Here is a 24,646-nt window from a genome sequence, read left to right on the forward strand (position 1 = left end):
CGCCGCGCCCCTGGCCAGCAGGGGCGATCTGCGTCAGCGTGGGCAACCCGCTGCCGCAGGATTCCCAGCATGTCCCAAGCACCCTTCGAACTCACCACGGAAATGCGCGACGCCGTCGACGCTTTCTTCCGCCGCATCCCGTTCAATCAGGTGCTCGGCATCCGCATCGACGAGCTGTCCACAGAGCGGGTAATCATGAGTCTGCCGATGAAGGACGAGCTGATCGGCAACTTCGTCCAGGGCATCCTGCATGGCGGGGTGATTTCCTCGCTGCTGGACGTCGCCGGCGGCGCCATGGCGCTGATCGGCGCCTTCGAACGCCACCAGCAGCTGCCCACCAGCGAGCGCATGGCCCGGCTGTCCAAACTCGGCACCATCGATTTGCGTGTGGACTACCTACGCCCCGGCCGCGGCCAGTCGTTCAATGCCACGGCGGTGCTGCTGCGCTCCGGCAACAAGGTCGCGGTGGTGCGCACCGAACTGCACAGCGACGACGGCACGCTGGTCGCCGTGGGCACCGGCACCTATCTGTGCGGCTGAGCCCTGACAGCGCGTCGTACCACCGAACCCGACCGTAGGCTGGATTCAGGTGCGTAGCGCCGCTACCCAACAGGGCACCGCATGGGTTCCAGACTCTGCGTGAGAGCGATGCCAAGGGCGCTCTGCGCTTCACAGACGCAGAGCGTCTGCACCTGCATTCCCACGCGGAGCGTGGGACCGATCAGGCTTACATAGCCCCGCACATTCTCCGGCTCACCGTATCAGGCGGGTCAGAATCCGGTCGAGGGCATTGGCGAAGGCCTGGCGGTCCTTCTCGCCATAAGCGGCCTGGCCACCGCTCACCTGGCCCTGCTCGCGCAGGTCGGTGAACAGGTTGCGCACGGCCAGGCGCTCACCCATGTTGCGCTCGTCGAACTCGCGCCCGCGCGGATCGAGCGCGCTGACACCCTTCTTCACCAGACGGTCGGCCAGCGGTACGTCGCTGCAGATCACCAGTTCGCCGGGCACGGCATGCTCGACCAGGTAATCGTCTGCCGCATCCGGCCCGCTCGGCACCACGATCAGGCGCACGCAGGTAAACGACGGCCGGGCCACCGGCTGACCGGCCACCAGCACCACCTCGAAGCCGCGCTTGAGGGCGAACTTGACCACCTGATCACGCGCCGCGCGGGGGCAGGCATCGGCATCGATCCAGACGCGCATGGGTTGATCTCCGAAAACGACAGCCGCCCGTCACGCAGGCGGATCGCAGCAAACAGGAAAGGCGCGGGCACTGGTCGCCCGAGCGCGTTGCGCCGAACTCAGGCCGGCGCGCGGCGCACCGTGGCCAGCAGCCCGGCCGCTACCACGAACAGGCTGGCGAAGGTGCGGTTCATCAGGCGCTGCTGCCGCTGCGTGCGCAGGGCGCGCAACACCCGCGAGGCCAGGCCGGTGTAGCCGGCCATGACGATCAGGTCGACGACGATCATGGTCGCGCCCATGATCAGGTACTGCGGCACCAGCGGCTCCTGCGGGTGGATGAACTGCGGCAGCACCGCAAGCATGAACACCACGGCCTTGGGGTTGCTGGCGTTGACCAGGAAGCCACGCAGCACCAGGGTCAGCGGGCGACCGATCTGCCGCGCGGCGGAGCTATCGGCCAGGTCACTGGGCAGCGCGCGCCATTGCGCGATGGCCAGCCAGACCAGGTAGGCCACACCAAACCATTTGATCAGGCTGAAGGCCAGCGCCGAGGTGGCGAGCAGCGCGCCGACACCGGCGGCGACGATGGCGATCTGCAGCGCCAGGCCGATCTGCAGGCCCAGGGCGTTCCAGTAACCGCGCAGGAAACCGTACTGCAACCCGCAGGACATCGAGGCGATGGCCCCGGCACCCGGCGACAGGCTGATCACCCAGCAGGCAACGAAGAAAGCGAGCCAAGTTTCCAGGGCCATGGCGATACCTCAAAAACGACAAACAGGCTGCACAGCCTACTCGCTGGCGCGCGGCGCGCCCAGACCGGCAGGCCCTACGATCAGCGCCAGCGGCGCACCGATTTCTGGAAGAACAGGCTGTTGGGCACCTGCACCATCGCCCCACTGGCGCCTTCGCTGAGGTCTTCCAGGGTGGTGTAGAACAGGTTCACCGAGAGCACACGGCCCTTGACCCCTGGCTTGTCCGCGCCATCCAGCAGCTCCACCGTGTCGCCCAGGCGGAACGGCCCCATGCTGAAGATCAGCAGGGCGCAGAACATGTTCGACAGCACGCTCCAGATGGCGAAGAACGCCACCGCCGCCACGGCGGTGAAGCCGGTCAGCGCCGCCCACAGCACCTCGGCGGATACGCCCAGGCGCTCCAGTACCAGCATGCAGGCGCTGCCCATGATCAGCCAGCGCAGCAGACCGCGCACCGGCAGCAGCACTTCCTGCGGCAGCTGTGCGTAGCGCGCGCCGAGACGGGTGATGGCGCGGGTGACGATGCGCTGGCAGAGCCAGGCCAGCAGCAGGATCAACAGCACCTGGGCGGTGCGGATCAGTGGCTCGCTCCAGGCGGCGAGCAGTTCCAACTCATCCATCAGTCGGCCTCCTCCAGTTGGCGCTGCAGCTCTTCGAGGGTTTCCAGGGCCAGCAGCCAGGCTTCTTCCAGCTCGGCTTCGCTGGCTTTCAGGCGCGCCTGCTCGGCCAGCAACTCACGCAGCTCGTCCTTGCGCGCAGCCTCGTACAGATCGCTGTCGCCGAGGCGGGCTTCCACTGCGGCAAGCTTCTCGTGCAGTTTGCCGAGGTCCTTCTCCAGCTTGTCCGCCTCGCGCTTGTGCGGGGCCAGCTGCTGACGCAGGGCCGCGGCGGCCTGACGCTGGGCACGCTTGTCGGTCTTGTCGCCAGCCGCTTGCGTGTCGACCTGCGGCTGCTGCCGCGCACGGAAGTCGACCAGCCAGCGCGCGTAGTCCTCCAGGTCGCCATCGAAGGGCTGCACGCGGCCATCGGCGACCAGCAGGAACTCGTCGGTGGTGCTTTTGAGCAAATGACGATCGTGGGAAACCACCAGTACCGCGCCGGCGAATTCCTGCAGCGCCATGGTCAGCGCCAGGCGCATTTCCAGGTCGAGGTGGTTGGTCGGTTCGTCGAGCAGCAACAGGTTCGGCTTGCCCCAGGCGATCAGCGCCAGGGCCAGGCGCGCCTTCTCGCCACCGGAGAAATTCTGCACCGCCTCGTCGCAGCGCGGGCCGCGGAAATCGAAACCACCGAGGAAGTCGCGCAGGGTCTGCTCGCGCTCACTGGGCGCCAGGCGCTGCAGGTGCACCAGCGGGCTGGACTTGGCATCCAGCGAATCCAGCTGGTGCTGGGCGAAGTAGCCGACCACCAGGTTCTCGCCACGCTGCAGTTCGCCACCCAGCGGCTGCAGTTCGGCGGACAGGGTTTTGATCAGCGTCGATTTGCCCGCGCCGTTGGGCCCGAGCAGACCAATGCGCGCGCCCGGTACCAGACTCAGCTTGACCTGCTGCAGCACGGCCTTGTCGCCATACCCCAGGCGACCCTCGCTAAGGTTGAGCAGCGGCGTGGAAATCTTGTCGGCCTCGCGGAACACGAAGTCGAACGGCGAGTCGACATGGGCCGCGCTCAGCTCTTCCATGCGCTCCAGGGCCTTGATCCGGCTCTGCGCCTGACGCGCCTTGGTCGCCTGCGCCTTGAAGCGGGCGATGTATTTTTCCATGTGCGCGCGCTGCGCCTGCTGCTTCTCGTACGCCTGCTGCTGCTGCGCCAGACGCTCGGCACGGGCGCGCTCGAATGCCGAATAACCACCGCGATACAGGGTGAGCTTCTGCTGTTCGAGGTGCACGACATGGTCGACCACGGCGTCGAGAAAATCGCGGTCATGGGAAATCAGCAGCAGCGTGCCGGGATAGCTCTTCAGCCACTCCTCCAGCCAGAGAATGGCGTCGAGGTCGAGGTGGTTGGTCGGCTCGTCGAGCAGCAGCAGATCGGACGGGCACATCAGCGCCTGTGCCAGGTTCAGGCGCATGCGCCAGCCACCGGAGAAATCGCCAACGCGGCGGTCCATCTGTTCGGCGGTGAAGCCCAGGCCGGCGAGCAACTTGCGAGCACGGGCATCGGCGGTATAGCCGTCGGCGCTGTCCAGCTCGCTGTGCAGGCGGGCGATGGCCGTCCCGTCATGCGCGGCTTCGACAGCGGCGAGATCGGCCTGGACCCTGCGCAGGTGCAGGTCGCCATCGAGCACGTAATCCACCGCCAGACGCTCGAGGTTGTCGACCTCCTGGCGCATGTGGGCGATACGCCAGTCCGGCGGCAGCTGGCAGTCGCCGGCGTCCGGGCCGAGCTCGCCGCGCAGCAACGCGAACAGGCTGGATTTGCCGGCACCGTTGGCGCCGATCAGACCGGCCTTCTGGCCGGCGTGCAGGGTCAGCTCGGCGCCGTCTAGCAGACGCTGAGGACCACGCTGTAAAGTGAGGTTGAGTAGTCGAATCATAGGGCGCGGAGTCTACCAGCTTCGCCTCGCCATCGCCCGGAGAGCGGCATGTCTTCTGATCTGTGGAGTTTTGCCCTGGCCTGCTACCAGCGTCCGGGGGTGGAGACGGCCTGCCTGCGCTTGCAGAGCGCCGGCGCGGATGTCTGCCTGCTGCTCTGCGGCCTGTGGTTGGAGCAGCGTGGCGTGGCATGCGAAACAACACGCGTGCAGGCCCTGCGGCAGATCGCCGAGCCCTGGCAGCACGCAGTGGTACAACCGCTACGCGAACTGAGGCAGCGCTGGCGCGAAACGGCCCGCCACGACGGGCTGCTGAATGACTGGCGCGAGCGCATCAAGGCGCTGGAGCTGGAGAGTGAACGCGAGCTGTTGCGGCGGCTGGAAGAGATAACGAGCGCCTGGTCGCCATCGGGCGCAGCGACGAGCTGGCTGGAAGCCCTGGCGGGTGCCAGCGGTGAAACCTGCCACGACGCGCTGGCAACCCTGCGCGCCGCGGCAGACGAGGCTTAGACGCCGCTCGGTGGCGTGCTGCCATTGCCGGTCGACGGTGCGGCGCTTGGCGCTGCTGCCGGAGCGGCAGGTGCAGCAGCGGGTTTGCTGGCAACCGGCTTGGCCGCAACAGGCTTCTTCACCGCAGGCTTGGCCGCTGGCTTGCTCGCCGGTTTGACGGGGGCCTTGGCTACCGGCTTCGCAGCGGGTTTGGCTGCAGGTTTTGCAGCAGGCTTGGCCACAACAGGCTTGGCCGCTGCCTTGACTGGAGCCTTGCTGGCTGCCGGCTTCGCAGCGGCGCTGGCGGGCTTGGCTGGCGCCTTGGCGGCCGGTTTGGCTGCAGGCTTGGCGGCTGGTTTCGCAGCGGGCTTGGCGGCAACCGGTTTGGCAGCAGTCGCTTTACTGACTGGCTTGGCCGCAGTGGCCGGCTTCTTCGTGGCCGGTTTGGCCGGTGCTTTCACCGCGGGTTTGGCCGCTGCCGGCTTGGCTGCGCTGGCGGGCTTGCTCGCTGCCGGTTTGGCCGCAGCCTTCACCGGTGCCTTCGCCGCAGGTTTCGCCGCGACCTTGCTGGCCGGCTTGGCTGTCGGTTTGGCCGCTGGCTTGGCAGCCACCCTGGTCGCGGGTTTGGCGGCAGCTACAGGCTTCTTCGCTGCCGGTTTGCTGGCCGGTTTGGCCACTGGCTTGGCGGTGCCGCGCGTGGTCAGCACCTTGGCCGCCGCTTCACGTACCTTGCCCACGCCCTGGGCGAGCTTCAGGCTTTCCTGAGCATCACGCTTGAGCTGGACGATGTAGTTGCGGGTCTCGGTCTGACGGGTCTTGAGGTTGTCGAGCAGCTCTTCCAGTTCGGCGATCGCCGACTTGGCTTTGTTCTGCGCTTTGTTCTTGCCGGCCTTGGCCGCTTCCTGCAATTTGCTGCGCGACTCGTGCAGTTTTGTCTGCGCCTTGCCACGCTGCTTTTCCAGCTTGGTCAGCAGAGCCTCGGCATCGGTGAGGGCCTGCGAACAGGCTTTTTCCAGATGGTCGAGCAAGCTGCCGGTGAGTTGCTGGAGCAGGTGCAAAGGGGTGGTAACGGCCTTCTTATTGTTGGTCGGCATGATGTGCCTCCTAACGGACATGGTGACCCCATACTAGACGCCCGATTCGCCCGTCGCTACCTCACATTTGTGACGAGGGTAAGCGCTGGCATAATCGTCGCCACTCTCCTCTGGAATCACTCCAATGTTGCGCTGCTCACTGCTCCTGCTTGGCCTGTTTCCGCTGCTGCTTTCGGCCGCGCCGCAACAGGATGATCTGGCCTACGCAATGGGCGCTCGCCTGGGCGAACGACTGCGTGGAGAAGTCCCCGATCTGCCGCTCGACCAGTTACTGCTGGGCCTGCGCCAGGCTTACCAGAACGAGGCGCTGCGGCTGTCGCCCGAGCAGGTCGAACGGCTGCTCGCAGCGCATGAACAAGCCCGCATCAACGACGTCGACAGCCAGCGTCGCAATGCTCAGCGCCGTTTCCTGGTCAACGAGAAAGCCAAACCGGGCATGCACGAACTGGAAGGCGGTGTGCTGGTACAGGAGCTACGCGCCGGCCAGGGGCGCCAACCCGACCCACGCAGCCGGGTGCGCGTGCAGTACCGCGGCGAGCTGGCCGACGGCAGCCTGTTCGATCAGAGCGAGGGGCCGCAGTGGTTCCGCCTCAACAGCCTGATCAAGGGCTGGCAGACGGCGCTGCGAGAGATGCGCGTAGGGGCGAAATGGCGGGTGGTGATACCGGCCGAGCAGGCCTACGGGAGCGCCGGTGCCGGCGACCTGATTCCGCCGGATGCCGCGCTGGTGTTCGAGGTGGAGCTGATGGACGTGGCCGACTGAAGCATCGGCCTCACACCTTCGCAAAACGCGCTCAGGACGTAGCGAGCGCCTGTTGCTGGTGCGCGTTGTGCAGCACTTCGATGAGGCAGTCTTCCAGCTCGAAGCGCTCGTGCAACAGCTGCCCGAGGCGTTTGATCTCGGCACTCAGCGACACCGTGTCACGGCAGTCACCGCTGTCACACCGATCGTTGAAGGCCAGCGCCACTTCGGTGATGGCTTCGATGCGCGGGTAGATCTGCTTGGCCAGTTCCAGACCACGCTGGTCGCCGAAAGCCTTGGCTTCAACGGTCAGTTGCTCGTAGACCTCGAAATGCCCGGCCGACACGTAGTCGACGAGGATCTCGCAAAAGCGCTGCAGGTCCTGGGTAGCGATCTCGGAGGTCTCACTGAGGCCGCCAAAGGCACGTACCAGCTCTTGGCGTTCCTGAAGCCAGCGGTCGATCAGCTGGTTTACTCCACCCCAACGTTCCTGGGCGTTCTGGCAGCTCTCGAGCATGATGTCCTCACTTCCCTACTGGTGAATGCGTATTGCCAACCCCGAGGCATTTTTCTGGCGTGGGTGCCAACCCGGGGAAGTGCCTCGCAAAAGAAGCCGGATTGCTGGCGAGGCGTCGGGCCAGAGTATGCCCGCCAGCCCTCACCTTCAAGTCACCTTGATCAGGAAATTGCCCGCAGGCGCTATTTCGCCGGTTTGTAGAAACCGATGGTGAGATCGCCCAGGTGCACGCCCCACTTCGACATGCGCGTGCGATTGAGCAGCACGCGCTCGTCCATGAGGAACATCCAGTCGTCCATGTCGACCACGTATTGGTCGTCTTCGACATCCAGCAGCAGCTGGTAATGCCAGTGCAGGGTGTTGCCGGAAACGTCACCCACCGCCTCGCCGATCACGTCCGCCGCGGTGCCGCGCCAGCTGCCGTCGGCCTGCGGGCGCAGCGTCCAGACACGCGTCTGGGTGGTACCGTCGCTGTAGGTGAAATGCTCGTCGAGGGTGCCGACCTCGTCTGCCCAACTGGCGTTCATGACTACGTGGAAGCGCTTGACCACATCGCCGGAGCGATCCTGGAACATGCCCCAGGCTTCCAGCTTTCCATTCAGGTAGTCAGGCACATGCAGCCGCGGCTGCTGCGCGGCGTACTGGCGAATGTCCGGGCCAGCGCAGCCGGCCAGTAGCACCAGCAGGGTCACGATCAGGATGCGCATACACACCTCCGCGCCCGGCAGCAGACGCCAGCCGGAAGTGGCGAGCGGAGGTTACTGCGCAAGCGCCGGGTCAGCTGCGGCGCAGTATCTGGAACAGACTCAGAAGGATCATGCCGACGAAGGCCAGCAGGCTCCACTCGGGCAGGCTCATGCCGAACAGGGTCCAGTTGACCTCCGCGCAGGCGGCCGTGCCGTGAAAGATCAGCCGCACGATATCCTGCAGCGGCAAGGCATCGAGCATGAACTCCAGGCTCGGCATGCAGGCACTGAGCTGTTCGGGCGGCACGCTCTGCAGCCACACCTGGCGGCCTGCCGTGAGCGCTCCGAGTGCGGCGAAGAGCAACGCCAGCACGCCGTACAGTGCACGCCCGAGACGTACCGGCCCATGCAACGCCGCGATCAGGCAGACCAGCGCGAACAGCACCACGCAGATACGCTGCACGATGCACATCGGGCAGGGTTCCAAACCGACCACGTGCTCCAGGTACAAAGCACCGCCGAGCATGCCGAGGCAGCCGGCAAAAGCGAGCAGGAACAGCCTACGCGGCGCGGCCAGGGCCATGGAAACTCCGAAGCGAAAAACAAAGAGGGTTACGGTAGAGGAAAGCCGGCCGCCCTTTCAAGGTCACATGCGCCCGCGCAGCCGTGACGGACTGCCGCACGAGCGTTACAGCAGCGTCACCGGTCAGCCCTCTTCCAACGCGGCCCCATTTACGCACTCGACGCGCCGCCTGCGATGCGCAAACGGCGCTGCGTCAATCTCGCGTCTCAACTGCCTGCCGGTACAGGTAGCGGCAGGTTGGGCAGACGTTGATCGAGCAGGTCGAAGCTTTCCTGGAACAGCCGATTGCTCTGTTGCACGTCGCCCAGATGGGCCAGCAAGCGCGCAAGCTCGGCACAGGTCTGCGCGTTGCGGGAGAACTGCAGGCTGATCTCCAAGTACTCGCGGGCCTTGCCCCACAAACTGTTCTGCAGACACAGGCGGCCCAGGCAGCGCAGTAGCAGCGGGTCCTGCGGATGGGCCTTGAGCAGGCCTTCGGCGGTCTGCAGCTGACGCGCCGGATCACGTCCGCGCAGCAGGCCATAAAGGTCAACCAGGCCGGCGTCGTACTGTTGCTTGAGAGCCTTGCGCACGACCTCCTCGGCCTCCTCCTCGGCTCCCAGCACGCGCAGCTGCTCGGCATAGGCCAGCAACAATTCTGGCTCGTTGCGCTGCGCCGAAGAGAGTTGCTGCCAGGCGCGGGTCAATGGCTGCAGAGTGGTCTCACCTTCGTTCAGACCACTGGCGCCCGCCACAATCAGCCGCTCACGCCAGACCTGACGCTCGATCGTGGTCAACTCATCGCCACTCAGTGCCCTGCTCTTGCGCAATGCCGGCAATAGCCCCAGGAGTGCCGACCAGTCGCCCCGCAGGTGCAAAAGGCGCAGCAGGTGACGCAGCACCTGCGGATGCTGTGGGTAGCGCTCATGCATGACCTGAACCGTCTCCAGAGCAGCATCAGTTTCTCCGCGAGCCTCCTGCAGCTCGGCATGGGTCAGGGCAATGGCCAGCTCGGCCTGAGGCTGACGCTCCAGGGCACGCTCGAGCAGAGCATCACTTTGCTCGTGCCGACCCAGCTTGTTCGCGGCACGCGCAGCGCCAAGGTAGTGCAGCAATGGCTGGTGCTCGCCCTCGGCCGCCAACTGCAGGTGACGCAGGGCTGGCTCCCAACGACCCTCGGCCAGCTCCAACATGCCCTTGTCGGCAGCCTGTTGCTGACGTCGTCCGTGATTGCGGCGCGACCACGGGTTGACCACGCCACCGGAAACGAACAACAGACGCAAGAGCCAGCGCGTGGCCCAGAGCAGCAACAAGGCTGCAGCGATCAGCAGCAGGAACACCCACAGGCTGGACTCGTAGCGCAGGCCCTTCCAGGCGATAAGCACGTAGCCACTGTGCTCGACCACGGCCATGCCAAGCGCGGCGGCAGCAGCCACCACCAGCAGCACATAGAGGAAGGCCCGGATCATTGCGCGCTCTCCACCGCAGGTGTCGGCTCCAGCTCGGCCGCCTCGCGCTGCTTGAGGTAGGTCTGCAGGGCGTTCAGCGCCACGTCCAGTTTCGGCAGTTTGACCGTGACGGGCTCCTCGGCGAGTTGAGCTAAGCGCTGCTGCATGGCGTTGACTGCCTGATTGTCGGCGTCGAAGTAGGTCGCGAGCACATCACGCGCCGCGGCCAGCGCCTGGCGGTAGACCTCGGGCTGGCCATTCAGCGCGCCCCACTGCGCCTGCTCCAGGGCCAGCGCCAGGGTCAGGCGCACCTGCGCCAGACTCTGCCCGGCGAGTTGGGGACGCACGTCCTGATCGGCATGCAGATCGATGCGCACATAGCGCGACAGTTTGGCCCACAGCTCGTCCCAGCGACTGCTGTCGCTGGCACTGGCCTTGGCCGGCGCTTCCGGCGACAGGATGTATTCGGGGGCGAGCTTCTGCAGGTCGTTGACCTGCCCGCGCAGGGCGGAAAGCTGCAGGAACAGGCCGCTGCGATCCACCTGTGGCAGGCTGCGCAGCGCTTCCACCACCTTGATCAGCTCGCCACGAGCGGCGAACGCCTGCGGGTCATCCTGAGCGCGAAGGATCTCGCCGGCTCCCAGCACCAAGGCGGTGGCGCTGCTGACGTCCTGCAGCGCCGTGAGGCGCAGCATAGCCAGGCGCAGCAGGTGTTCGGCCTCGGCCAGGCGCCAGTCTTCACGGCTCTTACCCAGCACGTTGGCGAGACTTTGTGCGAGGCGTTGCTGATCACCCTGCAGGCTGACCAGCAGCTCGCTCTGTTTGGCCAGCTCATCTGCTGTCGGCAGCCCGGCGAGGCGCTGACCGACATATTTTTCGGTCTGCTGAAGGCCCTGCTGCGCAGCCTCACTGGCCTGATCGAGCCGGGCCTGCTGCTGTGCGTTCTGCGCCTGCTGCTGATACAGCTGCCAGCCGCTCCAGCCTCCTGCGGCTAACGCCGCCAGACCTATCAGCAGGGCCAGACTGGCCAGAGCAGTACCCGATTTCGCAGGTGGCGTGATCGTGGGCTCGCTGAGGGTCGGCTGAGGGGTTTGTTCGCTGATCTGCGGGGCTGTTTCGCTCACATGTCCATCCTTTGCATCAGAGGGTCGGCGCCGGGTGTGTCTCCAAGGCCGCCAGAACAGCCGCAGCACTCGCGCCGCGACAATCGATAACATGCCGTGCACCGGCGGCGCGGGCCAATTCGGCCACGCGCGGGCTGGGCACCAGCAAGGGTAGCTCGGCAATCTGTGCCCAGTCGGCCGCAGCCAGCTGGCACAGATGTTCCAGGCCCTGAGCACTGCTGACCAGCACGGCGTTGAGACGTTCCATGTGCAGCACGCGCCGCAACGTCCCGGCTGTATGGCTTGGCAGCACCCGACGGTAGAGTTCCAGATAGTCGACGCTGGCACCGCGCTCGCGCAAGGTCTGTGCGAGCAGTTCACGGCCGCCCTCACCGCGCAGGATGAGTACCCGCGGTGGCGGGCCGTCGAACAGGCCCTGCAACGACGGCAGGCCGAGCAACGCCTCGCTGTCGTCACCCTGCGCCGGGAAGCTGACCAGCAGGCCCTGTACCTGCAGAACCTGTGCGGTGCCGGCGCCAACGCTGAACCAGCGCAGGTGCGCCGGCAGCTGCGGCCAGTGGCGGGCGAACAGGTCGAGACCCAGGCGCGCCGCCGGCTTGCTGACCACGACCACCGCTTGATAACTCGCCAGGTCGAGTGCCCGCGCGCGCTGCTGCTCAGTCTCAGCCAGCGCCTCGATCTCCATCAGCGGCAGGCTGGCGCTGTGCATGCCCCGCGCCTGCAACGTCGCGGCAAGCGCCTGGTTCTCGGCAGCCGGACGGGTCAGCAGCAGGCGCCAGCCCGTCACTCGCCGCCCGCTTCGCCGTAGACCGCCGCCAGGATGCCCGCCGCGCCCTGCTCCAGCAGCGCCTCGGCAACCTGTACGCCGAGTCGCTCGGCATCCACCGAATCGGCACGGGCTTCGGCGCGCAGCAGCAAGCCACCATCGGGCTGGCCGACCAGGCCGCGTAGCCACAGTTGGTCATTTTCGAGTATTGCGTAGCAGGCGATCGGCACCTGGCAGCCACCATTGAGGTGCTTGTTCAGTGCGCGCTCGGCGGTCACTCGCAGGGCGGTATCACGATGGTGCAGCGGTGCGAGCAGGGCATGGATCTCGCTGTCGGCACTGCGGCACTCGATGCCGACCGCACCCTGGCCACCGGCGGGCAGGCTGTGTTCGACGCTGATCGAAGAGCGGATACGGCCCTCGAAACCGAGGCGAATCAGGCCGGCGGCGGCGAGGATGATCGCGTCGTACTCGCCGGCATCCAGCTTGGCCAGGCGAGTGTTGACGTTGCCGCGCAGGAACTGGATTTTCAGGTCCGGCCGGCGCGCCAGCAGCTGGGCCTGACGACGCAGGCTGGAGGTGCCGACCACGCTGCCGGACGGCAACTCGTCGAGGCTGGCGTAGGTGTTGGAAACGAAGGCATCGCGCGGGTCTTCACGCTCGCAGATGCAGAACAGACCCAGGCCGGCGGGAAAATCCATCGGCACATCCTTCATCGAATGAACGGCGATGTCCGCCTCATTCTCCAGCAGGGCGGTTTCCAGCTCCTTGACGAACAGGCCCTTGCCGCCGATTTTCGCCAGGGGCGCATCGAGCAGCTTGTCACCACGGCTGACCATCGGCACCAGGCTCACCTGAAGGCCGGGATGCGCCTGTTCCAGGCGCGCCTTGACGTATTCGGCCTGCCACAGGGCCAGGGCACTCTTGCGGGTAGCAATGCGGATTTCGCGGGACATGATGATTTCCGGATATAGAACTGCCGGAATGATAACAGGCCGGAACGGCCGCGGTCGGTGCCGGATTGCCGCGCCCTGGCAGGCATGCACAGGGCGGACGACACGTACTGGCTAGAGGTTGTGCATCAGCTTGCGTACACCGGCGACATGCCGGCGGCTGACGGTCAACGCTTCGCCACCCATGCCCTTGAGGTAGAGCTGAAAGTGCCCGAGCGGCGTACGCTGCAGACGCTCGATGCGCTCGCGGGCAACCAGGGCATTGCGGTGGATGCGCACGAAACGGTCACCGAATTCGTCTTCCAGTGCCTTCAGCGGTTCGTCGAGCAGCACCTCCCCCCCCTCGTGGCGCAAGGTCACGTACTTGTGGTCGGCGATGAAGAAGATCACGTGTTCCAGGGGAATCAGCTCGATGCCTTTACGTGTCCGCGCGCTGATGTGGCTGCGCGGGCCGGCACCGTTGGCGGCCGCCGGGCGAGTGAGCGCGGCGAGCTGCACGCGATTGGGTCGCTCGGCCTTCTTCAGCGCCTCGGCCAAGGCTTCGGGGCGTACCGGCTTGACCAGGTAACCCACAGCACTGACCTGGAACGCCTCAAGGGCAAATTCGTCATGCGCGGTGCAGAAGATCACCGCCGGCGGCGCTTCGCGCTCGCACAGCTTGGCTGCCACCTGCAGGCCATCAAGGCCGGGCATGCGGATGTCCAGCAGCACGACATCCGGTTTCAGGCTGTCGATCAGGGTCAGCGCCTCTTCGCCGTTGCTGGCTGCAGGCTCGAGGACACGACAGCCGTCGAGTTCGCCGACCAATCGGCTCAGGCGGTCGCGGGCAAGGGGTTCGTCATCGACGATCAGCACATTCATATTGCTCTGGCTTCCTGCGTGAGTCTCGCACAAGGATAGCGTAGACAGGTGAAGTGGCGCCCGTCACGGCGATCCACGCTGAGACTCGCGCGCGGCCCAAAAAGTGCCGCAATTCGCGCATCTATGTTCACCAACGCCTGTTGTGTACCACGCGAAGGCTTCTGTTCGACGCCTTCGTCATAGGGGTTGCTCACACAGAGCTGGAACACCCCGTTTTCATACTGCGCCTTCACCTCGACCAACCCGCCTTCGATCCGCGGCTGGATGCCATAGATCAGGGCATTCTCCAGCAGCGGCTGCAAGGTCAGTTGCGGGATCGGCAAATCATCCGGTATTGCGTCCACCTGCCAGTCCAACTGTAGTCGTTCGCCGAGCCGGTATTGCTCGATCGACAGATATCTTCGCGCCAGCTCCAGTTCTTCGCTCCACGGCACCAGCGTGCCGGGCTTGGCCAGGCTGGCGCGGAACAGGTCGGAGAGATCGAGCACCGCCTGTTCGGCCTTGATAGGGTCTATGACCACCAGGCTGGCGATGCTGTTCAGGCTGTTGAACAAGAAATGCGGACGAATTCTCGCCTGCAGGGATTCGATGCGCGCCTTCAGCTCGGCCTGCTCCTGCCGACGCCACTGGCTCTGCAGGTAGAAATAGCGCAGCAGCAGGGCCGACATGATCATGCTGATCAGCGCATGGCGCAGGTACAGATTGACCTCGCCACTGCGCGGCAGCGGCCCGCCGAGTTCGTAGTAATCCGCCACGGCGGTGCAGACCAGCGTCAGGCCAACCACCACCGCGCAGCACAGCGTGCCGGCGAGCGCGGAGCGTAGGTGCGCCAGCAGCGGGCGCAGACGACACAGCAGCGCTGCCGAAAGCAGCACGATCCATTGCACGAACAGCGACGTCAGCGCCAGGCGCACCCAGTTGAAACCCGGCTGCATCGGCTCGGCCAATACCAGCACCAGCACCAGCAACTCGGCGAGCAGCACCAGGCTCAGCAGCGCCTCGGGCAGGCACAGCTCGGGCAGGAAGAAATCGTCGCTGCGGGCGAGCGCACGCCCGCCGTTGAACCATTTGATACGCATCCGGGCAGTTTCCTTGTGCACCCCGCCGACAGCAAGCCTGCGCGCTCCAGTCGGGCTAAATAGGGGCTTGAAGTGTCAGGCAAAGCTGAAAAGTGTGAGCGCGGCGACAATACCCGTACGGTGCCGAAGGGCGCCGGTTTTCTTCGCAACGCTGTTATTATCGGCACACTTTTTCCGTTTCGCAGGCGCCGAGCCTGTCTTTCGCGCGAGTTCTGTCATGAGCACCGAAAAAACCAACCAGTCCTGGGGCGGCCGCTTCAGCGAGCCGGTCGATGCCTTCGTCGCCCGCTTCACCGCATCCGTCGAATTCGACAAACGCTTGTACCGTCACGACATCATGGGTTCGATCGCCCACGCCACCATGCTGGCCAAGGTCGGCGTGCTCACCGCCGACGAACGCGATGCGATCGAGAACGGGCTGAAGGACATCCAGGGCGAGATCGAGGCCGGCACCTTCGACTGGCGCGTCGACCTGGAGGACGTGCACATGAACATCGAGGCGCGCCTGACCGACCGCATCGGTGTCACCGGCAAGAAGCTGCACACCGGGCGCTCGCGCAACGACCAGGTGGCCACCGACATTCGCCTGTGGCTGCGTGACGAGATCGACCTGATCCTTGCCGAAGTCACCCGCCTGCAGCAGGGCCTGCTCGGCCTCGCCGAAGCCGAAGCGGACACCATCATGCCCGGCTTCACCCACCTGCAGACCGCGCAACCGGTGACCTTCGGCCACCACCTGCTGGCCTGGTTCGAGATGCTCTCGCGTGATCACGAGCGCCTGGTCGACTGCCGCAAGCGGGTCAACCGCATGCCACTGGGCAGCGCCGCCCTGGCCGGCACCACCTACCCGATCCAGCGCGAGCTGACCGCCGAGCTGCTCGGTTTCGACGCCGTGGGCGGCAACTCGCTGGACGGCGTGTCCGACCGTGACTTCGCCATCGAATTCTGCGCTGCCGCCTCGCTGGCGATGATGCACCTGTCGCGCTTCTCCGAAGAGCTGGTGCTGTGGACCTCCGCGCAGTTCCAGTTCATCGACCTGCCGGATCGCTTCTGCACCGGCTCCTCGATCATGCCGCAGAAGAAAAACCCCGACGTGCCCGAGCTGGTACGCGGCAAATCCGGCCGCGTGTTCGGCGCGCTGATGGGACTGCTGACCCTGATGAAGGGCCAGCCGCTGGCCTACAACAAGGACAACCAGGAAGACAAGGAACCACTGTTCGACGCCGCCGACACCCTGCGTGATTCGCTGCGCGCGTTCGCCGACATGGTGCCGGCGATCAAACCCAAGCGCGAGATGATGCGCGAAGCGGCGCGCCGCGGTTTCTCCACGGCCACCGACCTCGCCGACTACCTGGTGCGCAAGGGCCTGCCGTTCCGCGACTGCCACGAGATCGTCGGCCACGCGGTGAAGTACGGCGTCGAATCGGGCAAGGACCTGGCCGAGATGACCCTGGCCGAACTGCGCCAGTTCAGCGACCAGATCGGCGACGACGTGTTCGCCGTGCTGACCCTGGAAGGCTCGGTCAATGCGCGCAACCACATCGGCGGCACAGCACCGAACCAGGTGCGTGAAGCCGTGGTCCGCGGCAAAGCCCTACTCGCCACCCGCTGACATGCACGACGGCCGCTCCGTCGGCCGCCGCATCTCGGTGGTCGGCAACTCCGGATCGGGCAAGACCACGCTGTCGCGCAACCTCGCGCGGCAGCTCGGCTACCGCCACGTCGAGATGGATGCCCTGTACCACCAGCCCGACTGGCAGACCCTGCCCACCGAACAGTTCCAGCAGGCCGTGGCCGATGCGCTGAGCGGTGACGGCTGGGTGGTGGAAGGTAACTACTCGTCGGCGCGCCCGCTGGTGCTGGAGCGGGCCGACACGGTGATCTGGCTCGACCTGCCGCGAACCGTGGTGATGCGCCAATTGCTCCTGCGCACCCTGCGCCGCCTGTTCGGCCGCCAGGTGTTGTGGAATGGCAACCGCGAACGCTGGGCCAACCTGTTCAGCGCCCCGTGCCGGAGCAGTCCATCCTCGCCTGGGCCTGGACCCGCCATGCCACCTACCGGCAACGCTATGCGGCGGAAATGCGCAACGCGCGCGCCGGCCAGCACTACATTCATATGACCTCGCGCGCCGCAGTAGACGAGCTGCTCGATCACGTGACCGCTCCCGTGAACTGAGCCCGCACAGCGGCAGTTCGCCCTCACCCATGCACCCGGAAGACCCCGCCCCATGTCCCTGAACATCCGCCCCGCCACGCCCGACGACGCCGCGCTGATCCTGCGGTTCATCATCGACCTGGCGATCTACGAAAAGGCCGAGCACGAGGTGAAAACCGACGCGCACGGCCTGCGCAACAGCCTGTTCGGCGAGAGCAGCACCAGCCATGCGCTGATCTGCGAGCACGACGGCGTGCCAATCGGCTACGCCGTGTACTTCTTCAATTATTCCACCTGGCTGGGCAAGCACGGTCTGTACCTGGAGGACCTTTACGTCGACCCGGCGCACCGCGGCCGCGGTGCCGGCAAGGCCCTGCTGCAACACCTGGCACGCATTGCCGTGGCACGCGGCTGCGGACGCTTCGAGTGGTCGGTGCTGGACTGGAACCAGCCGGCCATCGACTTCTACCAGTCCTTCGGTGCCCGCCCGCAAGACGAATGGACCACCTACCGCCTGACCGGCACCGCGCTGGAAGCCTTCGCCGCGGGCTGAACCTTACTTCTTGCCCGCACGCACCTGGGCGATGAACGCAGCCATTTCGGCGTCCTTGTCCGCCGCGATCTGTTGCACGTGCGGGTTCTGCGCGAGGCGCTCGAACAGCGCGCGGGCCGCTGGGAAGTCCGCGAGCAGGTCGAGGTCGAACAGCTTCTTGCCGACAATGCAGGCCAGGTCGACGCTGTAGAGAAAGTACAAATCGGCCAGGGTGAACTGCTCACCTGCGACATAGGGGGCGAAGCGGCCGTGGCGCTTGAGCGCGGCGAAACCGGCCAGCAGCTCGTCCTTGGCCTTGGCGGTGATCGCCGGATCCAGGGTGAAGCCGAAGAACGCCTGCGGGTAGCAGGCCCTTGCCGGCAGCTCGATGTACAGCTCGATCTCCTTGACCAGCGCACGCACCTGGGCGCGGGCGAACGGCTCGGCGGGCAGCAGCGGGTGTGCCGGCACCAGCTCTTCGAGGTACTCGAGGATCGCACTGGTTTCGTTGATGTAGCCCTGCTCGGTCTGCAGCACCGGCACCTTGCCGCGCGGGCTGATGGCGAGGAACTCGGGGCTCTGGCTGCCGTGCACGATGACGCTCTCGAAGGGCACGCCCTTTTCCAGCAGGGCCAGTTTGACCATGTTGTAGTAGTTGCTGACGGCGAATCCATGAAGTCTGAGCATGTGGTTGTCCACTGGCAGGAAAAGTCTGTTTATAGCCGATCACCCGCCGCCGCGGGCGCCGCATCAGTCGCCTGAATGCCCGGCAACCGCGGGCGCGTGGCAAACTGGCGACCTTTGCCCGAGGAACTGCCCATGAGCGAGCACGACGACAACGACGAAGAAGCCTTCGCCGAAGCGACCCTGATCCAGGCCATCGAGAACCAGCTGGAGGCGGACAGCCCGCCCGCAGCCAAGGCGGTCTACAACAAGCTGACTCTGGTCGGTTACCCGCGCGAGGAAATCCTCGAGCTGATGGCCCTAGTCCTGGCCCACGAGATCGACGCCATGCTGAGCGCCGACCGGCCGTTCGACCAGGCCTGGTATGAGCAGGCACTGCGCGCGCTGCCGGAGCTGCCCGAGCAGGAATGAGTTTATTGACCTGGGTGCCTTCCGGTGCGGCGGGCAGCGCTGCTATGGTGCGGGTGACGTTCCGTAGTGATGGAAGCTCCAGCGGATGCCCGATCTGTGCCGTACCGGTTCCCAGCCTGGCCTGCTCGCCACCCTGCTCTGCCTGCTGCTCGGGCTGAGCAGCCTGTCGGCGTGGGGCGAGGCATCTAGCGAGGAGTACCGCATCGGCGCCGAGGATGACTGGTATCCCTTCACCGCCTACCGCGACGGCAAGGTGCAGGGCATGTCGGTGGACATCGTCCTCGCCGCCTTCGCCGCCAGCCACACCGTGGTCAAGCTGCACCCGTACCCCTACGCCCGCTGCATGGAGCTGGCGCGCAGCGGCCAACTGGTCGCCTGCTTCAACACCTCGCCGGATGCACGCATCGCCGCCGAATACCGCCTGCCGCAGGAACCGCTGTTCAGCGACGACATCCTGCTCTGGGCGCGCAAGGACAACGCACAGCCGCTGACCGACCTCGACCAGCTGGGCCGGCGCAAGGTCGCGGCGACCATCGGTTACGAGTACGGCCACACCTTCGACAGCCACCCGCGCGTGCAACGCGTGGCGGTGCGCCAGGACCTCAACGGCTTCCTCATGCTGCAGCGCAAGCGCGTCGACTTCATGGCCGCCTTCCGTGGCACCAGCGAGGCGTTGTTCCGCACGCAGCCGCAGCTGGCCGGGCAGTTCGTGCCGGTGTACACGCTGCACCAGCCACAGCTGTACCTGAGCTTTTCCCGTCAGCATCCCGCTGCCGAAGCCCTGCTGCAGCGTTTCGACCAGGGCATGCGGCAGATCCATGCCGACGGCCGTTACCAGGCAATCCTCCAGCACTGGCAGCCGGAACCGGCGGTGCCCTGAACCGAGGCTACACTCCAACCAGGCGCCATCCACCGCGTCACTCCCGCTGTCGGCCTGCTGCATCGCCGCACCGTCGCACAATAACAAAACCGGAGTTCTCCAATGACCTACACCCCCGAACTGATCGCCGAACTGGAACTGCTCGCGCTGTACAACCTGGGCAACGTGCAGGAGGGCCTCAAGGTCCACAACAACGCCACCTCGCGCGTGCAAGGCGCGATCACCCGCCTGCACGAGAAGGGCCTGGTCACCCAGGCCGACGGCGGCTACCTGACCAGCCTGGGCCTCGACGCCGCCGAACACGTGCAATCGCTGCTGACCATCCTCACCCCGCAACACGCCTGATCCACACCCGCCGGGGCGCCGCACGGCGGCCCGGCACGACAGCCGGCCACACCCCGCCCTACAGTCCGCGCAGCCCCCCCGCCGATACAGACTCAGGACCCTCTGCCGCCCGGAGTCGGCGGCTGGTAGGCTTGGCTCACCCATCGCTTCGAGCAGTGCATGACGCGCATCCAGGAAATCCGCCCGGACATCAACGACGGCATCGACCGCAAGGTCCTGGCGCAACTGCGCGCGCGCTTCATGAAAATCAACCGCGGCCGTCTGGACCGCGCGACCCAGGCACTGTCGACACGCCAGCAGCTGGTTCTCAAGCTGTTGCCGCTGCTGTTCCACGTCAATCACCCGCTGCTGCCCGGCTACGTTTCCGGCAGCACCCCGGCGGGCCTGTCGGCCTACGAGCCGGACGACGAGATCCTTGCCGAAGCGCAGCGCCTGACCCGCTCCTTCGCTTACAAGAGCCGCCGCGGCAGCAATGGCAGCAAACCGGCGACGCCGATCCACGGCCTGTTCCTGATGGGCAGCCTGGGCACGGTGGCCCAGGCCGAACAGAGCGACATGGACCTCTGGGTATGCCACGCGCCCGACCTCGACGCCCGCGCCCTATACGAACTGCGCAAGAAGTGCGACCTGCTCGAAGCCTGGGCCGCGACCCAGGGCGCCGAGGCGCACTGCTTCCTGATCGACCCGGCGCGTTTCACCGTCGGCGACCGCGAAGCGCAGCTGACCTCCGACGACTGCGGCACCACCCAGCACTACCTGCTGCTCGACGAGTTCTACCGCACCGCCATCTGGCTCGGCGGGCGCACGCCACTGTGGTGGCTGGTGCCGGTTTACGAGGAAGCCAACTACGCGGCCTACACCCACGCGCTGCTGAGCAAGCGCTTCATCCGCGCCGACGAAGTGCTCGACCTTGGCCACCTGGCGCACATCCCGCCTGGCGAGTTCATCGGCGCCGGCATGTGGCAGCTGTTCAAGGGCATCGAGTCGCCTTACAAGTCGGTGCTCAAGCTGCTGCTGACCGAGGTCTACGCCAGCGAGCACCCGCGCGTGGAATGCCTGTCGCTGCGCTACAAGCAGGCGGTGTTCGCCAACCACCTGGACCTCGATGAGCTGGATCCGTACATCGTCGTCTACCGCCGCCTGGAGGAGTACCTCACCGGCCGCGGCGAGCGCGAGCGCCTGGAGCTGATTCGCCGCTGCCTGTACCTCAAGGTCAACAAGAAGATCAGCAGCCCGCCGCGCCAGCGCGCCAAGAGCTGGCAACGCCTGCTCCTCGAACGCCTGACCACGGAATGGAACTGGAGCCCGCGCGAGCTGGGTATGCTCGACAGCCGCAGCCAGTGGAAGGTGCGCCAGGTCAGCGCCGAGCGCCGCGCCCTGGTCAACGAACTGACCTACAGCTACCGCTTCCTCTCCCAGTTCGCCCGCAGCGAGCACGCCGGCAACCAGCTCAACAGCCGCGACCTCGGCGTACTCGGCCGGCGCCTGTACGCGGCCTTCGAGCGCAAGGCCGGGAAGATCGAATTCATCAACCCTGGGATCGCCCCGGACCTCGCCGAAGACACCCTGACCCTGGTGCACAGCGCCAGCGCGGAGGCCGGCGGTGAAACCCAGTGGGCGCTGTACAACGGCAGCCTGAACGGCCAGGAGTGGCGCGACTTCGCCCCGCTGAAGCGGGCCCGCGAGCTGATCGAGCTGCTCGCCTGGTGCCACCGCAACGGCGTGATCGACAGCAGCACGCGGCTGTCACTGCACCCGGGCGAGAGCGACCTCAGCGAGTTCGAGCTGTCCAACCTGCTCGCCAGCCTGCAACAGGCGGTGCCGCTGCCCCTGCCGCCAGTGGCCGAAGACGCCCTGCTGCACGCCGCCGAGCCGGCCGAGGTGCTGCTGCTGGTCAACGTCGGCTTCGACCCGCTGAGGGCGCACAGCCAGCTCAACGTGCACCTGACCACCGAGCGCACCGACTCCCTGGGCTATTCCGGGGTGCGCGAAAACCTGGTGGTGACCTTGGACCAGGTCAGCCTGAACAGCTGGAACGAACTGCTGGTCAGCCGCTACGACGGTCCGCACGCACTGCTCGACTGCCTGCGTGACTTCCTCAACAGCCTGCCCGCCGACGGCCGCCGCCCCAACCTGCGGGTGCGCTGCTTCTGCCGCAACCGCGCCAGCGCCATCGCCCTGCGCGTGGAAGAGCTGTTCAACGACGCCCTGAGCAACCTCGGCAGCGCGCAAAGCAACCGCTACCTGCTGCAGATCCAGCAGCACTTCCACGTACTCGAGCTGCAACCCGGCCAGGTCAGCCACACGGCACTGGCCACCCTGCCGGCGCTGATCGAACACCTCGGCGAGGAGCAGTCGCACTACAGCCCCCTGCACCTGGACCGCCACGCGCTGGAGGGCGAGGACCTGGCGCTGATCCTGCCGCAGGGCCGTCCCGAGTGCATCCAGGTGTTCTACCGCGTGCTCGGCGAGATGGCCGAACTCAGTGTGCTCGACGAATACAACGCGCTGTGGCGCCAGCGCCTGCCGTTTCGCGACGAGCAGAGTCTGCTCACGCCGCTGCAGCGCTTTCTGCAGTCGGTGCTGTACCGACGCAATGCCCTGCTGCCACTGGACGACCCGCTGCCGCCGGCGGCTTTGGAAACCCTCTACTACGAAGTGCTGCCGGCGCCGCCACAGCGTGCCCGCCAGCTGGAGCGCCGCGCGCCGCCACAGTCGCCGGTGAGTCACCCGTTCTACGATGTACAGGCCATCGTCGAGCCGGCCGAGCAGGCGCGCGTGCACGTCACCCTGTACTGCAACCACCGCGAATTTTCCGAACTGGAGTACGGCGCCGAACTGTTCAGCGCCGTGGCACGGCACATCCTCGCGCAACGCCGCGAGGCCGAACGCTACCCCTGCTACATCACCGACCTCGACCTGTCGCGCATCCTCGGTGACGGCCAGGCCCAGACCATTCACTACCTGCGCTACAAGGCCGAGCTGGAAAGCGCCCTGAACAGCGCACTGCAGAACGCCTGACCGCGTGCACAAGGACGTCACATGGCCCTCATCCCCACGCTGTTCACCGTCGCCACCCTGGGTGGCGGCCTCTGGTACTGGCAGCGCAATCGCCTGCGCTCGCGCGAACGCCTGATCGCCAGCTACAGCTTTCCCCAACGCCTGCGCATCAAGCTGCAGGAAACCTACCCGCACCTCGACGCCGACCAGGTCGGCCAGGTCCTGCTGGGGCTGCGCGAGTACTTCCAGCTGTGCCGCATGGCCGGCCGGCGCATGGTGGCGATGCCATCGCAGGTGGTGGATGTCGCCTGGCACGAGTTCATCCTCTACACCCGCCAGTACCAAACGTTCTGCAGCAAGGGCCTGGGGCGCTTTCTCCACCATGTCCCCCATGACGCCATGCCTGACGCCCAGACCGCCAGCGAGGGCATTCGCCGCGCTTGGCGCCTGGCCTGCATCCGCGAGGGCATCCCACCCCAGGCCGCGACCCACCTGCCATTGCTGTTCGCCCTCGATGCGCAACTGGGCATCGCCGATGGTTTCCACTACCGCCTCGACTGCGGCGCACCGCCCGGCAGCTTTCGCGGCGACGGCTACTGCGCCAGCCATATCGGCGGCAGCTCGGGATGTGCCAGTGGTTGTGGCGGCTCCAACAGTTCCGACAGCGCTGGCAACAGTGATGGCGGCAGTGGCTGTGGCGGCGGATGCGGTGGAGGCGGCGGCGACTGAGCCGGCTTTTCGCAACGGCAAACAGGCGCTGTCACGCGCCCTAGACGGCTCGCACACATATCAATCCAGCTGATATGTATTACGCCTGATCAGTATTATTCAATCGAATCGACTTGAGTGACTCTAGCGCCACCCAGTAACACGGCGCAGGAGTCGGACATGTCCCGGATCAACCCCACACCAGCAGCAAACGGCACCCTCGCGGGCCTCGGCCTGGCCGGTATCGTCATCGGTGTGCTGGCGACCCTGGGTCTGAGCCTGTACCACGAGCTGGGCGTTCACGGCATGAGCACCGACGCACCGCTGCAGGCTGCTCGCGCCATGCTGTCCAGCATCCGTTTCCGGGGTTAGGCGGCCATGCACCTTTCCCGCAGGCGGGCGCTGCTGCTGGCCACCGTACTCACCCTCAGCAACGGCCCGGCGCTGGCCGGCAGTGGCAAGGTCGTCGGTGGCGGCGTGGCGCGAACCATCGAGAGCATTCAGAACCTGGCGCGCAACCTGGAACTGGACGAAGGCCTCAAACGCCTGCCCGGCGGCCCGCCGAACAAGCAGCCACTGGGCTTCGCCGAGCTCTTCGACCTGAGCAGCCTGAGCTGCGCCTGAGCCCCGTCGCGGGTTTCAGCGGGCGTATTCGCCAGCGGCCTCGGGTTGGTACTCGACTGCCAGCAGGGTCAGTTTGAGGGTCTTGCCGTTCGGTGCCGGCCAGTCGATGTGCTGGCCGACCGAGAGGCCGAGCAGCGCACAGCCGACCGGGGCGAGGATCGACACCGTACCTTCGGCGCCGGCGTCCTGCGGGTAGACCAGGGTCAGGTGATGGTCCTTGCCGCTGCTTTCCTCGCGGCAATGCACCCGTGAATTCATCGTCACCACGCCCGCCGGGACTTCCGTGTGGCCCACCACCTGAGCCCGCGCCAGCTCTGTTTCCAGGGCACTGGCGGTGCTGCCGAAGTCCTCCAGGCCATCGAGCAGGCGCTCCAGGCGCTGCAGGTCGAGACGGGTGATGGTGATCGGTGGCGTGGTGGTGCTCATGGCGTCGGGCTATCTCCGCTGGGGCCAGAAAAGCAAAACCCCGCCCGGAGGCAGGGTTTGCAAAGTGTCGACGGACCGTAACACAGGCGGCGCAATAAG

At 66.2% G+C, this 24,646-nt stretch carries 29 protein-coding genes; 13 read left to right on the forward strand and 16 right to left on the reverse strand.

Annotated elements, in window-relative coordinates; all coding sequences use genetic code 11:
* Positions 1 to 69 precede the first annotated feature (69 nt).
* Positions 70 to 540, forward strand: coding sequence for a thioesterase family protein (locus IB229_RS08735; RefSeq protein WP_192327046.1), 471 nt, complete (start codon positions 70 to 72; stop codon positions 538 to 540).
* 213 nt (positions 541 to 753) lie between these two features.
* Here IB229_RS08735 and IB229_RS08740 read toward each other — a convergent pair whose 3' ends face one another.
* From IB229_RS08740 to IB229_RS08755, 4 genes are all read right to left on the reverse strand, one after another.
* The gene (locus tag IB229_RS08740; protein WP_192327049.1) at positions 754 to 1,203 is read right to left on the reverse strand and encodes a YaiI/YqxD family protein; all 450 of its coding nucleotides are present in this window, start codon (positions 1,201 to 1,203) and stop codon (positions 754 to 756) included.
* 98 nt (positions 1,204 to 1,301) lie between these two features.
* Positions 1,302 to 1,934, reverse strand: coding sequence for a homoserine/homoserine lactone efflux protein (rhtB, locus tag IB229_RS08745; protein ID WP_192327051.1), 633 nt, complete (start codon positions 1,932 to 1,934; stop codon positions 1,302 to 1,304).
* Between the two features lie 80 nt (positions 1,935 to 2,014).
* Positions 2,015 to 2,554, reverse strand: a complete 540-nt coding sequence (locus IB229_RS08750) for a mechanosensitive ion channel family protein (protein ID WP_192327054.1) — start codon at positions 2,552 to 2,554, stop codon at positions 2,015 to 2,017.
* Positions 2,554 to 4,464 carry an ATP-binding cassette domain-containing protein gene (locus IB229_RS08755; protein WP_192327057.1) on the reverse strand — a complete coding sequence of 637 codons (1,911 nt, stop codon included), beginning with the start codon at positions 4,462 to 4,464 and terminating at the stop codon, positions 2,554 to 2,556. The genes IB229_RS08750 and IB229_RS08755 overlap by 1 nt, the downstream gene beginning before the upstream one ends.
* Before the next feature lie 48 nt (positions 4,465 to 4,512).
* On the opposite strand from IB229_RS08755, the gene IB229_RS08760 reads away from it, so the two are divergent.
* Positions 4,513 to 4,971: a TIGR02444 family protein gene (locus IB229_RS08760; protein ID WP_192327060.1), complete on the forward strand. Its 459-nt coding sequence runs from the start codon at positions 4,513 to 4,515 to the stop codon at positions 4,969 to 4,971.
* Here IB229_RS08760 and IB229_RS08765 read toward each other — a convergent pair.
* A complete protein-coding gene (locus tag IB229_RS08765; protein ID WP_192327063.1) occupies positions 4,968 to 6,044 on the reverse strand; it encodes an AlgP family protein in 1,077 nt (358 codons plus the stop codon). The two genes, IB229_RS08760 and IB229_RS08765, sit on opposite strands and share 4 nt — an antisense overlap.
* Before the next feature lie 124 nt (positions 6,045 to 6,168).
* Between IB229_RS08765 and IB229_RS08770 the strand changes: the two genes are divergently transcribed.
* Positions 6,169 to 6,807, forward strand: coding sequence for an FKBP-type peptidyl-prolyl cis-trans isomerase (locus tag IB229_RS08770; RefSeq protein ID WP_192327066.1), 639 nt, complete (start codon positions 6,169 to 6,171; stop codon positions 6,805 to 6,807).
* A gap of 31 nt (positions 6,808 to 6,838) precedes the next feature.
* Here the strand turns inward: IB229_RS08770 and rsd are convergent, their stop codons facing one another.
* From rsd to IB229_RS08815, 9 genes are all read right to left on the reverse strand, one after another.
* Positions 6,839 to 7,303 (reverse strand): sigma D regulator, encoded by a 465-nt coding sequence (gene rsd, locus IB229_RS08775; RefSeq protein WP_192327068.1) that lies wholly within the window; start codon positions 7,301 to 7,303, stop codon positions 6,839 to 6,841.
* A gap of 182 nt (positions 7,304 to 7,485) precedes the next feature.
* Positions 7,486 to 8,010: a DUF3833 domain-containing protein gene (locus tag IB229_RS08780; protein ID WP_192327071.1), complete on the reverse strand. Its 525-nt coding sequence runs from the start codon at positions 8,008 to 8,010 to the stop codon at positions 7,486 to 7,488.
* 70 nt (positions 8,011 to 8,080) lie between these two features.
* Positions 8,081 to 8,572, reverse strand: coding sequence for a disulfide bond formation protein B (locus IB229_RS08785; protein ID WP_192327074.1), 492 nt, complete (start codon positions 8,570 to 8,572; stop codon positions 8,081 to 8,083).
* A 206-nt stretch (positions 8,573 to 8,778) separates the two neighbouring features.
* Positions 8,779 to 10,020, reverse strand: a complete 1,242-nt coding sequence (locus tag IB229_RS08790; protein WP_192327077.1) for a heme biosynthesis HemY N-terminal domain-containing protein — start codon at positions 10,018 to 10,020, stop codon at positions 8,779 to 8,781.
* Entirely contained in the window at positions 10,017 to 11,123 is a 1,107-nt protein-coding gene (locus IB229_RS08795) for a uroporphyrinogen-III C-methyltransferase (protein WP_318652091.1), read from the reverse strand. The genes IB229_RS08790 and IB229_RS08795 overlap by 4 nt, the downstream gene beginning before the upstream one ends.
* Before the next feature lie 16 nt (positions 11,124 to 11,139).
* Complete coding sequence (locus tag IB229_RS08800; protein ID WP_192327083.1) at positions 11,140 to 11,910, reverse strand: uroporphyrinogen-III synthase; 771 nt, start codon at positions 11,908 to 11,910, stop codon at positions 11,140 to 11,142.
* Positions 11,907 to 12,848 (reverse strand): hydroxymethylbilane synthase, encoded by a 942-nt coding sequence (gene hemC / locus IB229_RS08805; RefSeq protein WP_192329344.1) that lies wholly within the window; start codon positions 12,846 to 12,848, stop codon positions 11,907 to 11,909. The genes IB229_RS08800 and hemC overlap by 4 nt, the downstream gene beginning before the upstream one ends.
* Positions 12,849 to 12,956: 108 nt before the next feature.
* Positions 12,957 to 13,703 (reverse strand): LytR/AlgR family response regulator transcription factor, encoded by a 747-nt coding sequence (locus tag IB229_RS08810; protein ID WP_192327086.1) that lies wholly within the window; start codon positions 13,701 to 13,703, stop codon positions 12,957 to 12,959.
* Positions 13,700 to 14,782 (reverse strand): sensor histidine kinase, encoded by a 1,083-nt coding sequence (locus tag IB229_RS08815; RefSeq protein ID WP_192327089.1) that lies wholly within the window; start codon positions 14,780 to 14,782, stop codon positions 13,700 to 13,702. The genes IB229_RS08810 and IB229_RS08815 overlap by 4 nt, the downstream gene beginning before the upstream one ends.
* A gap of 217 nt (positions 14,783 to 14,999) precedes the next feature.
* Between IB229_RS08815 and argH the strand changes: the two genes are divergently transcribed.
* The 3 genes from argH to IB229_RS08830 all read left to right on the forward strand — a co-directional run bounded on the left by argH (position 15,000) and on the right by IB229_RS08830 (position 17,490).
* Entirely contained in the window at positions 15,000 to 16,394 is a 1,395-nt protein-coding gene (gene argH, locus IB229_RS08820; RefSeq protein ID WP_192327094.1) for an argininosuccinate lyase, read from the forward strand.
* Entirely contained in the window at positions 16,351 to 16,902 is a 552-nt protein-coding gene (locus IB229_RS08825) for an AAA family ATPase (protein WP_318652092.1), read from the forward strand. Before argH ends, IB229_RS08825 begins: the two co-directional genes overlap by 44 nt.
* Positions 16,903 to 17,010: 108 nt before the next feature.
* Positions 17,011 to 17,490 (forward strand): GNAT family N-acetyltransferase, encoded by a 480-nt coding sequence (locus IB229_RS08830; RefSeq protein WP_192327097.1) that lies wholly within the window; start codon positions 17,011 to 17,013, stop codon positions 17,488 to 17,490.
* A gap of 3 nt (positions 17,491 to 17,493) precedes the next feature.
* On the opposite strand, the gene IB229_RS08835 is transcribed toward IB229_RS08830, so the two are convergent.
* The gene (locus IB229_RS08835) at positions 17,494 to 18,156 is read right to left on the reverse strand and encodes a glutathione S-transferase family protein (RefSeq protein ID WP_192327100.1); all 663 of its coding nucleotides are present in this window, start codon (positions 18,154 to 18,156) and stop codon (positions 17,494 to 17,496) included.
* Positions 18,157 to 18,288: 132 nt separating this feature from the next.
* Between IB229_RS08835 and IB229_RS08840 the strand changes: the two genes are divergently transcribed.
* From IB229_RS08840 to IB229_RS08870, 7 genes are all read left to right on the forward strand, one after another.
* Positions 18,289 to 18,564, forward strand: coding sequence for a hypothetical protein (locus IB229_RS08840; RefSeq protein ID WP_192327103.1), 276 nt, complete (start codon positions 18,289 to 18,291; stop codon positions 18,562 to 18,564).
* Between the two features lie 85 nt (positions 18,565 to 18,649).
* On the forward strand, positions 18,650 to 19,444 hold the full coding sequence (locus IB229_RS08845) for a substrate-binding periplasmic protein (protein WP_192327106.1): 795 nt from the start codon (positions 18,650 to 18,652) through the stop codon (positions 19,442 to 19,444).
* Between the two features lie 102 nt (positions 19,445 to 19,546).
* A complete protein-coding gene (locus IB229_RS08850) occupies positions 19,547 to 19,789 on the forward strand; it encodes a TIGR02647 family protein (RefSeq protein WP_192327109.1) in 243 nt (80 codons plus the stop codon).
* A gap of 159 nt (positions 19,790 to 19,948) precedes the next feature.
* Positions 19,949 to 22,810 carry a class I adenylate cyclase gene (locus IB229_RS08855; protein ID WP_192327112.1) on the forward strand — a complete coding sequence of 954 codons (2,862 nt, stop codon included), beginning with the start codon at positions 19,949 to 19,951 and terminating at the stop codon, positions 22,808 to 22,810.
* A 21-nt stretch (positions 22,811 to 22,831) separates the two neighbouring features.
* Positions 22,832 to 23,518, forward strand: coding sequence for a glycine-rich domain-containing protein (locus IB229_RS08860; RefSeq protein WP_192327115.1), 687 nt, complete (start codon positions 22,832 to 22,834; stop codon positions 23,516 to 23,518).
* 159 nt (positions 23,519 to 23,677) lie between these two features.
* Positions 23,678 to 23,869, forward strand: a complete 192-nt coding sequence (locus IB229_RS08865; RefSeq protein ID WP_192327118.1) for a hypothetical protein — start codon at positions 23,678 to 23,680, stop codon at positions 23,867 to 23,869.
* Between the two features lie 6 nt (positions 23,870 to 23,875).
* Positions 23,876 to 24,121: a hypothetical protein gene (locus IB229_RS08870; protein ID WP_192327121.1), complete on the forward strand. Its 246-nt coding sequence runs from the start codon at positions 23,876 to 23,878 to the stop codon at positions 24,119 to 24,121.
* Between the two features lie 15 nt (positions 24,122 to 24,136).
* Here IB229_RS08870 and rnk read toward each other — a convergent pair whose 3' ends face one another.
* On the reverse strand, positions 24,137 to 24,547 hold the full coding sequence (gene rnk, locus IB229_RS08875) for a nucleoside diphosphate kinase regulator (protein ID WP_192327124.1): 411 nt from the start codon (positions 24,545 to 24,547) through the stop codon (positions 24,137 to 24,139).
* Positions 24,548 to 24,646 lie beyond the last annotated feature (99 nt).

Source organism: Pseudomonas sp. PDM14, from assembly GCF_014851905.1.
Classification (GTDB): domain Bacteria; phylum Pseudomonadota; class Gammaproteobacteria; order Pseudomonadales; family Pseudomonadaceae; genus Aquipseudomonas.

Excerpts from the sequence above, each read along its gene's own strand:
- IB229_RS08735 (WP_192327046.1), top strand. The coding sequence starts at position 70 with ATGTCCCAAGCACCCTTCGAACTCACCACGGAAATGCGCGACGCCGTC.
- IB229_RS08740 (WP_192327049.1), bottom strand. The coding sequence starts at position 1,203 with ATGCGCGTCTGGATCGATGCCGATGCCTGCCCCCGCGCGGCGCGTGAT.
- rhtB (WP_192327051.1), bottom strand. The coding sequence starts at position 1,934 with ATGGCCCTGGAAACTTGGCTCGCTTTCTTCGTTGCCTGCTGGGTGATC.
- IB229_RS08750 (WP_192327054.1), bottom strand. The coding sequence starts at position 2,554 with ATGGATGAGTTGGAACTGCTCGCCGCCTGGAGCGAGCCACTGATCCGC.
- IB229_RS08755 (WP_192327057.1), bottom strand. The coding sequence starts at position 4,464 with ATGATTCGACTACTCAACCTCACTTTACAGCGTGGTCCTCAGCGTCTG.
- IB229_RS08760 (WP_192327060.1), top strand. The coding sequence starts at position 4,513 with ATGTCTTCTGATCTGTGGAGTTTTGCCCTGGCCTGCTACCAGCGTCCG.
- IB229_RS08765 (WP_192327063.1), bottom strand. The coding sequence starts at position 6,044 with ATGCCGACCAACAATAAGAAGGCCGTTACCACCCCTTTGCACCTGCTC.
- IB229_RS08770 (WP_192327066.1), top strand. The coding sequence starts at position 6,169 with ATGTTGCGCTGCTCACTGCTCCTGCTTGGCCTGTTTCCGCTGCTGCTT.
- rsd (WP_192327068.1), bottom strand. The coding sequence starts at position 7,303 with ATGCTCGAGAGCTGCCAGAACGCCCAGGAACGTTGGGGTGGAGTAAAC.
- IB229_RS08780 (WP_192327071.1), bottom strand. The coding sequence starts at position 8,010 with ATGCGCATCCTGATCGTGACCCTGCTGGTGCTACTGGCCGGCTGCGCT.
- IB229_RS08785 (WP_192327074.1), bottom strand. The coding sequence starts at position 8,572 with ATGGCCCTGGCCGCGCCGCGTAGGCTGTTCCTGCTCGCTTTTGCCGGC.
- IB229_RS08790 (WP_192327077.1), bottom strand. The coding sequence starts at position 10,020 with ATGATCCGGGCCTTCCTCTATGTGCTGCTGGTGGTGGCTGCTGCCGCC.
- IB229_RS08810 (WP_192327086.1), bottom strand. The coding sequence starts at position 13,703 with ATGAATGTGCTGATCGTCGATGACGAACCCCTTGCCCGCGACCGCCTG.
- IB229_RS08815 (WP_192327089.1), bottom strand. The coding sequence starts at position 14,782 with ATGCGTATCAAATGGTTCAACGGCGGGCGTGCGCTCGCCCGCAGCGAC.
- argH (WP_192327094.1), top strand. The coding sequence starts at position 15,000 with ATGAGCACCGAAAAAACCAACCAGTCCTGGGGCGGCCGCTTCAGCGAG.
- IB229_RS08830 (WP_192327097.1), top strand. The coding sequence starts at position 17,011 with ATGTCCCTGAACATCCGCCCCGCCACGCCCGACGACGCCGCGCTGATC.
- IB229_RS08835 (WP_192327100.1), bottom strand. The coding sequence starts at position 18,156 with ATGCTCAGACTTCATGGATTCGCCGTCAGCAACTACTACAACATGGTC.
- IB229_RS08840 (WP_192327103.1), top strand. The coding sequence starts at position 18,289 with ATGAGCGAGCACGACGACAACGACGAAGAAGCCTTCGCCGAAGCGACC.
- IB229_RS08845 (WP_192327106.1), top strand. The coding sequence starts at position 18,650 with ATGCCCGATCTGTGCCGTACCGGTTCCCAGCCTGGCCTGCTCGCCACC.
- IB229_RS08850 (WP_192327109.1), top strand. The coding sequence starts at position 19,547 with ATGACCTACACCCCCGAACTGATCGCCGAACTGGAACTGCTCGCGCTG.
- IB229_RS08855 (WP_192327112.1), top strand. The coding sequence starts at position 19,949 with ATGACGCGCATCCAGGAAATCCGCCCGGACATCAACGACGGCATCGAC.
- IB229_RS08860 (WP_192327115.1), top strand. The coding sequence starts at position 22,832 with ATGGCCCTCATCCCCACGCTGTTCACCGTCGCCACCCTGGGTGGCGGC.
- IB229_RS08865 (WP_192327118.1), top strand. The coding sequence starts at position 23,678 with ATGTCCCGGATCAACCCCACACCAGCAGCAAACGGCACCCTCGCGGGC.
- IB229_RS08870 (WP_192327121.1), top strand. The coding sequence starts at position 23,876 with ATGCACCTTTCCCGCAGGCGGGCGCTGCTGCTGGCCACCGTACTCACC.
- rnk (WP_192327124.1), bottom strand. The coding sequence starts at position 24,547 with ATGAGCACCACCACGCCACCGATCACCATCACCCGTCTCGACCTGCAG.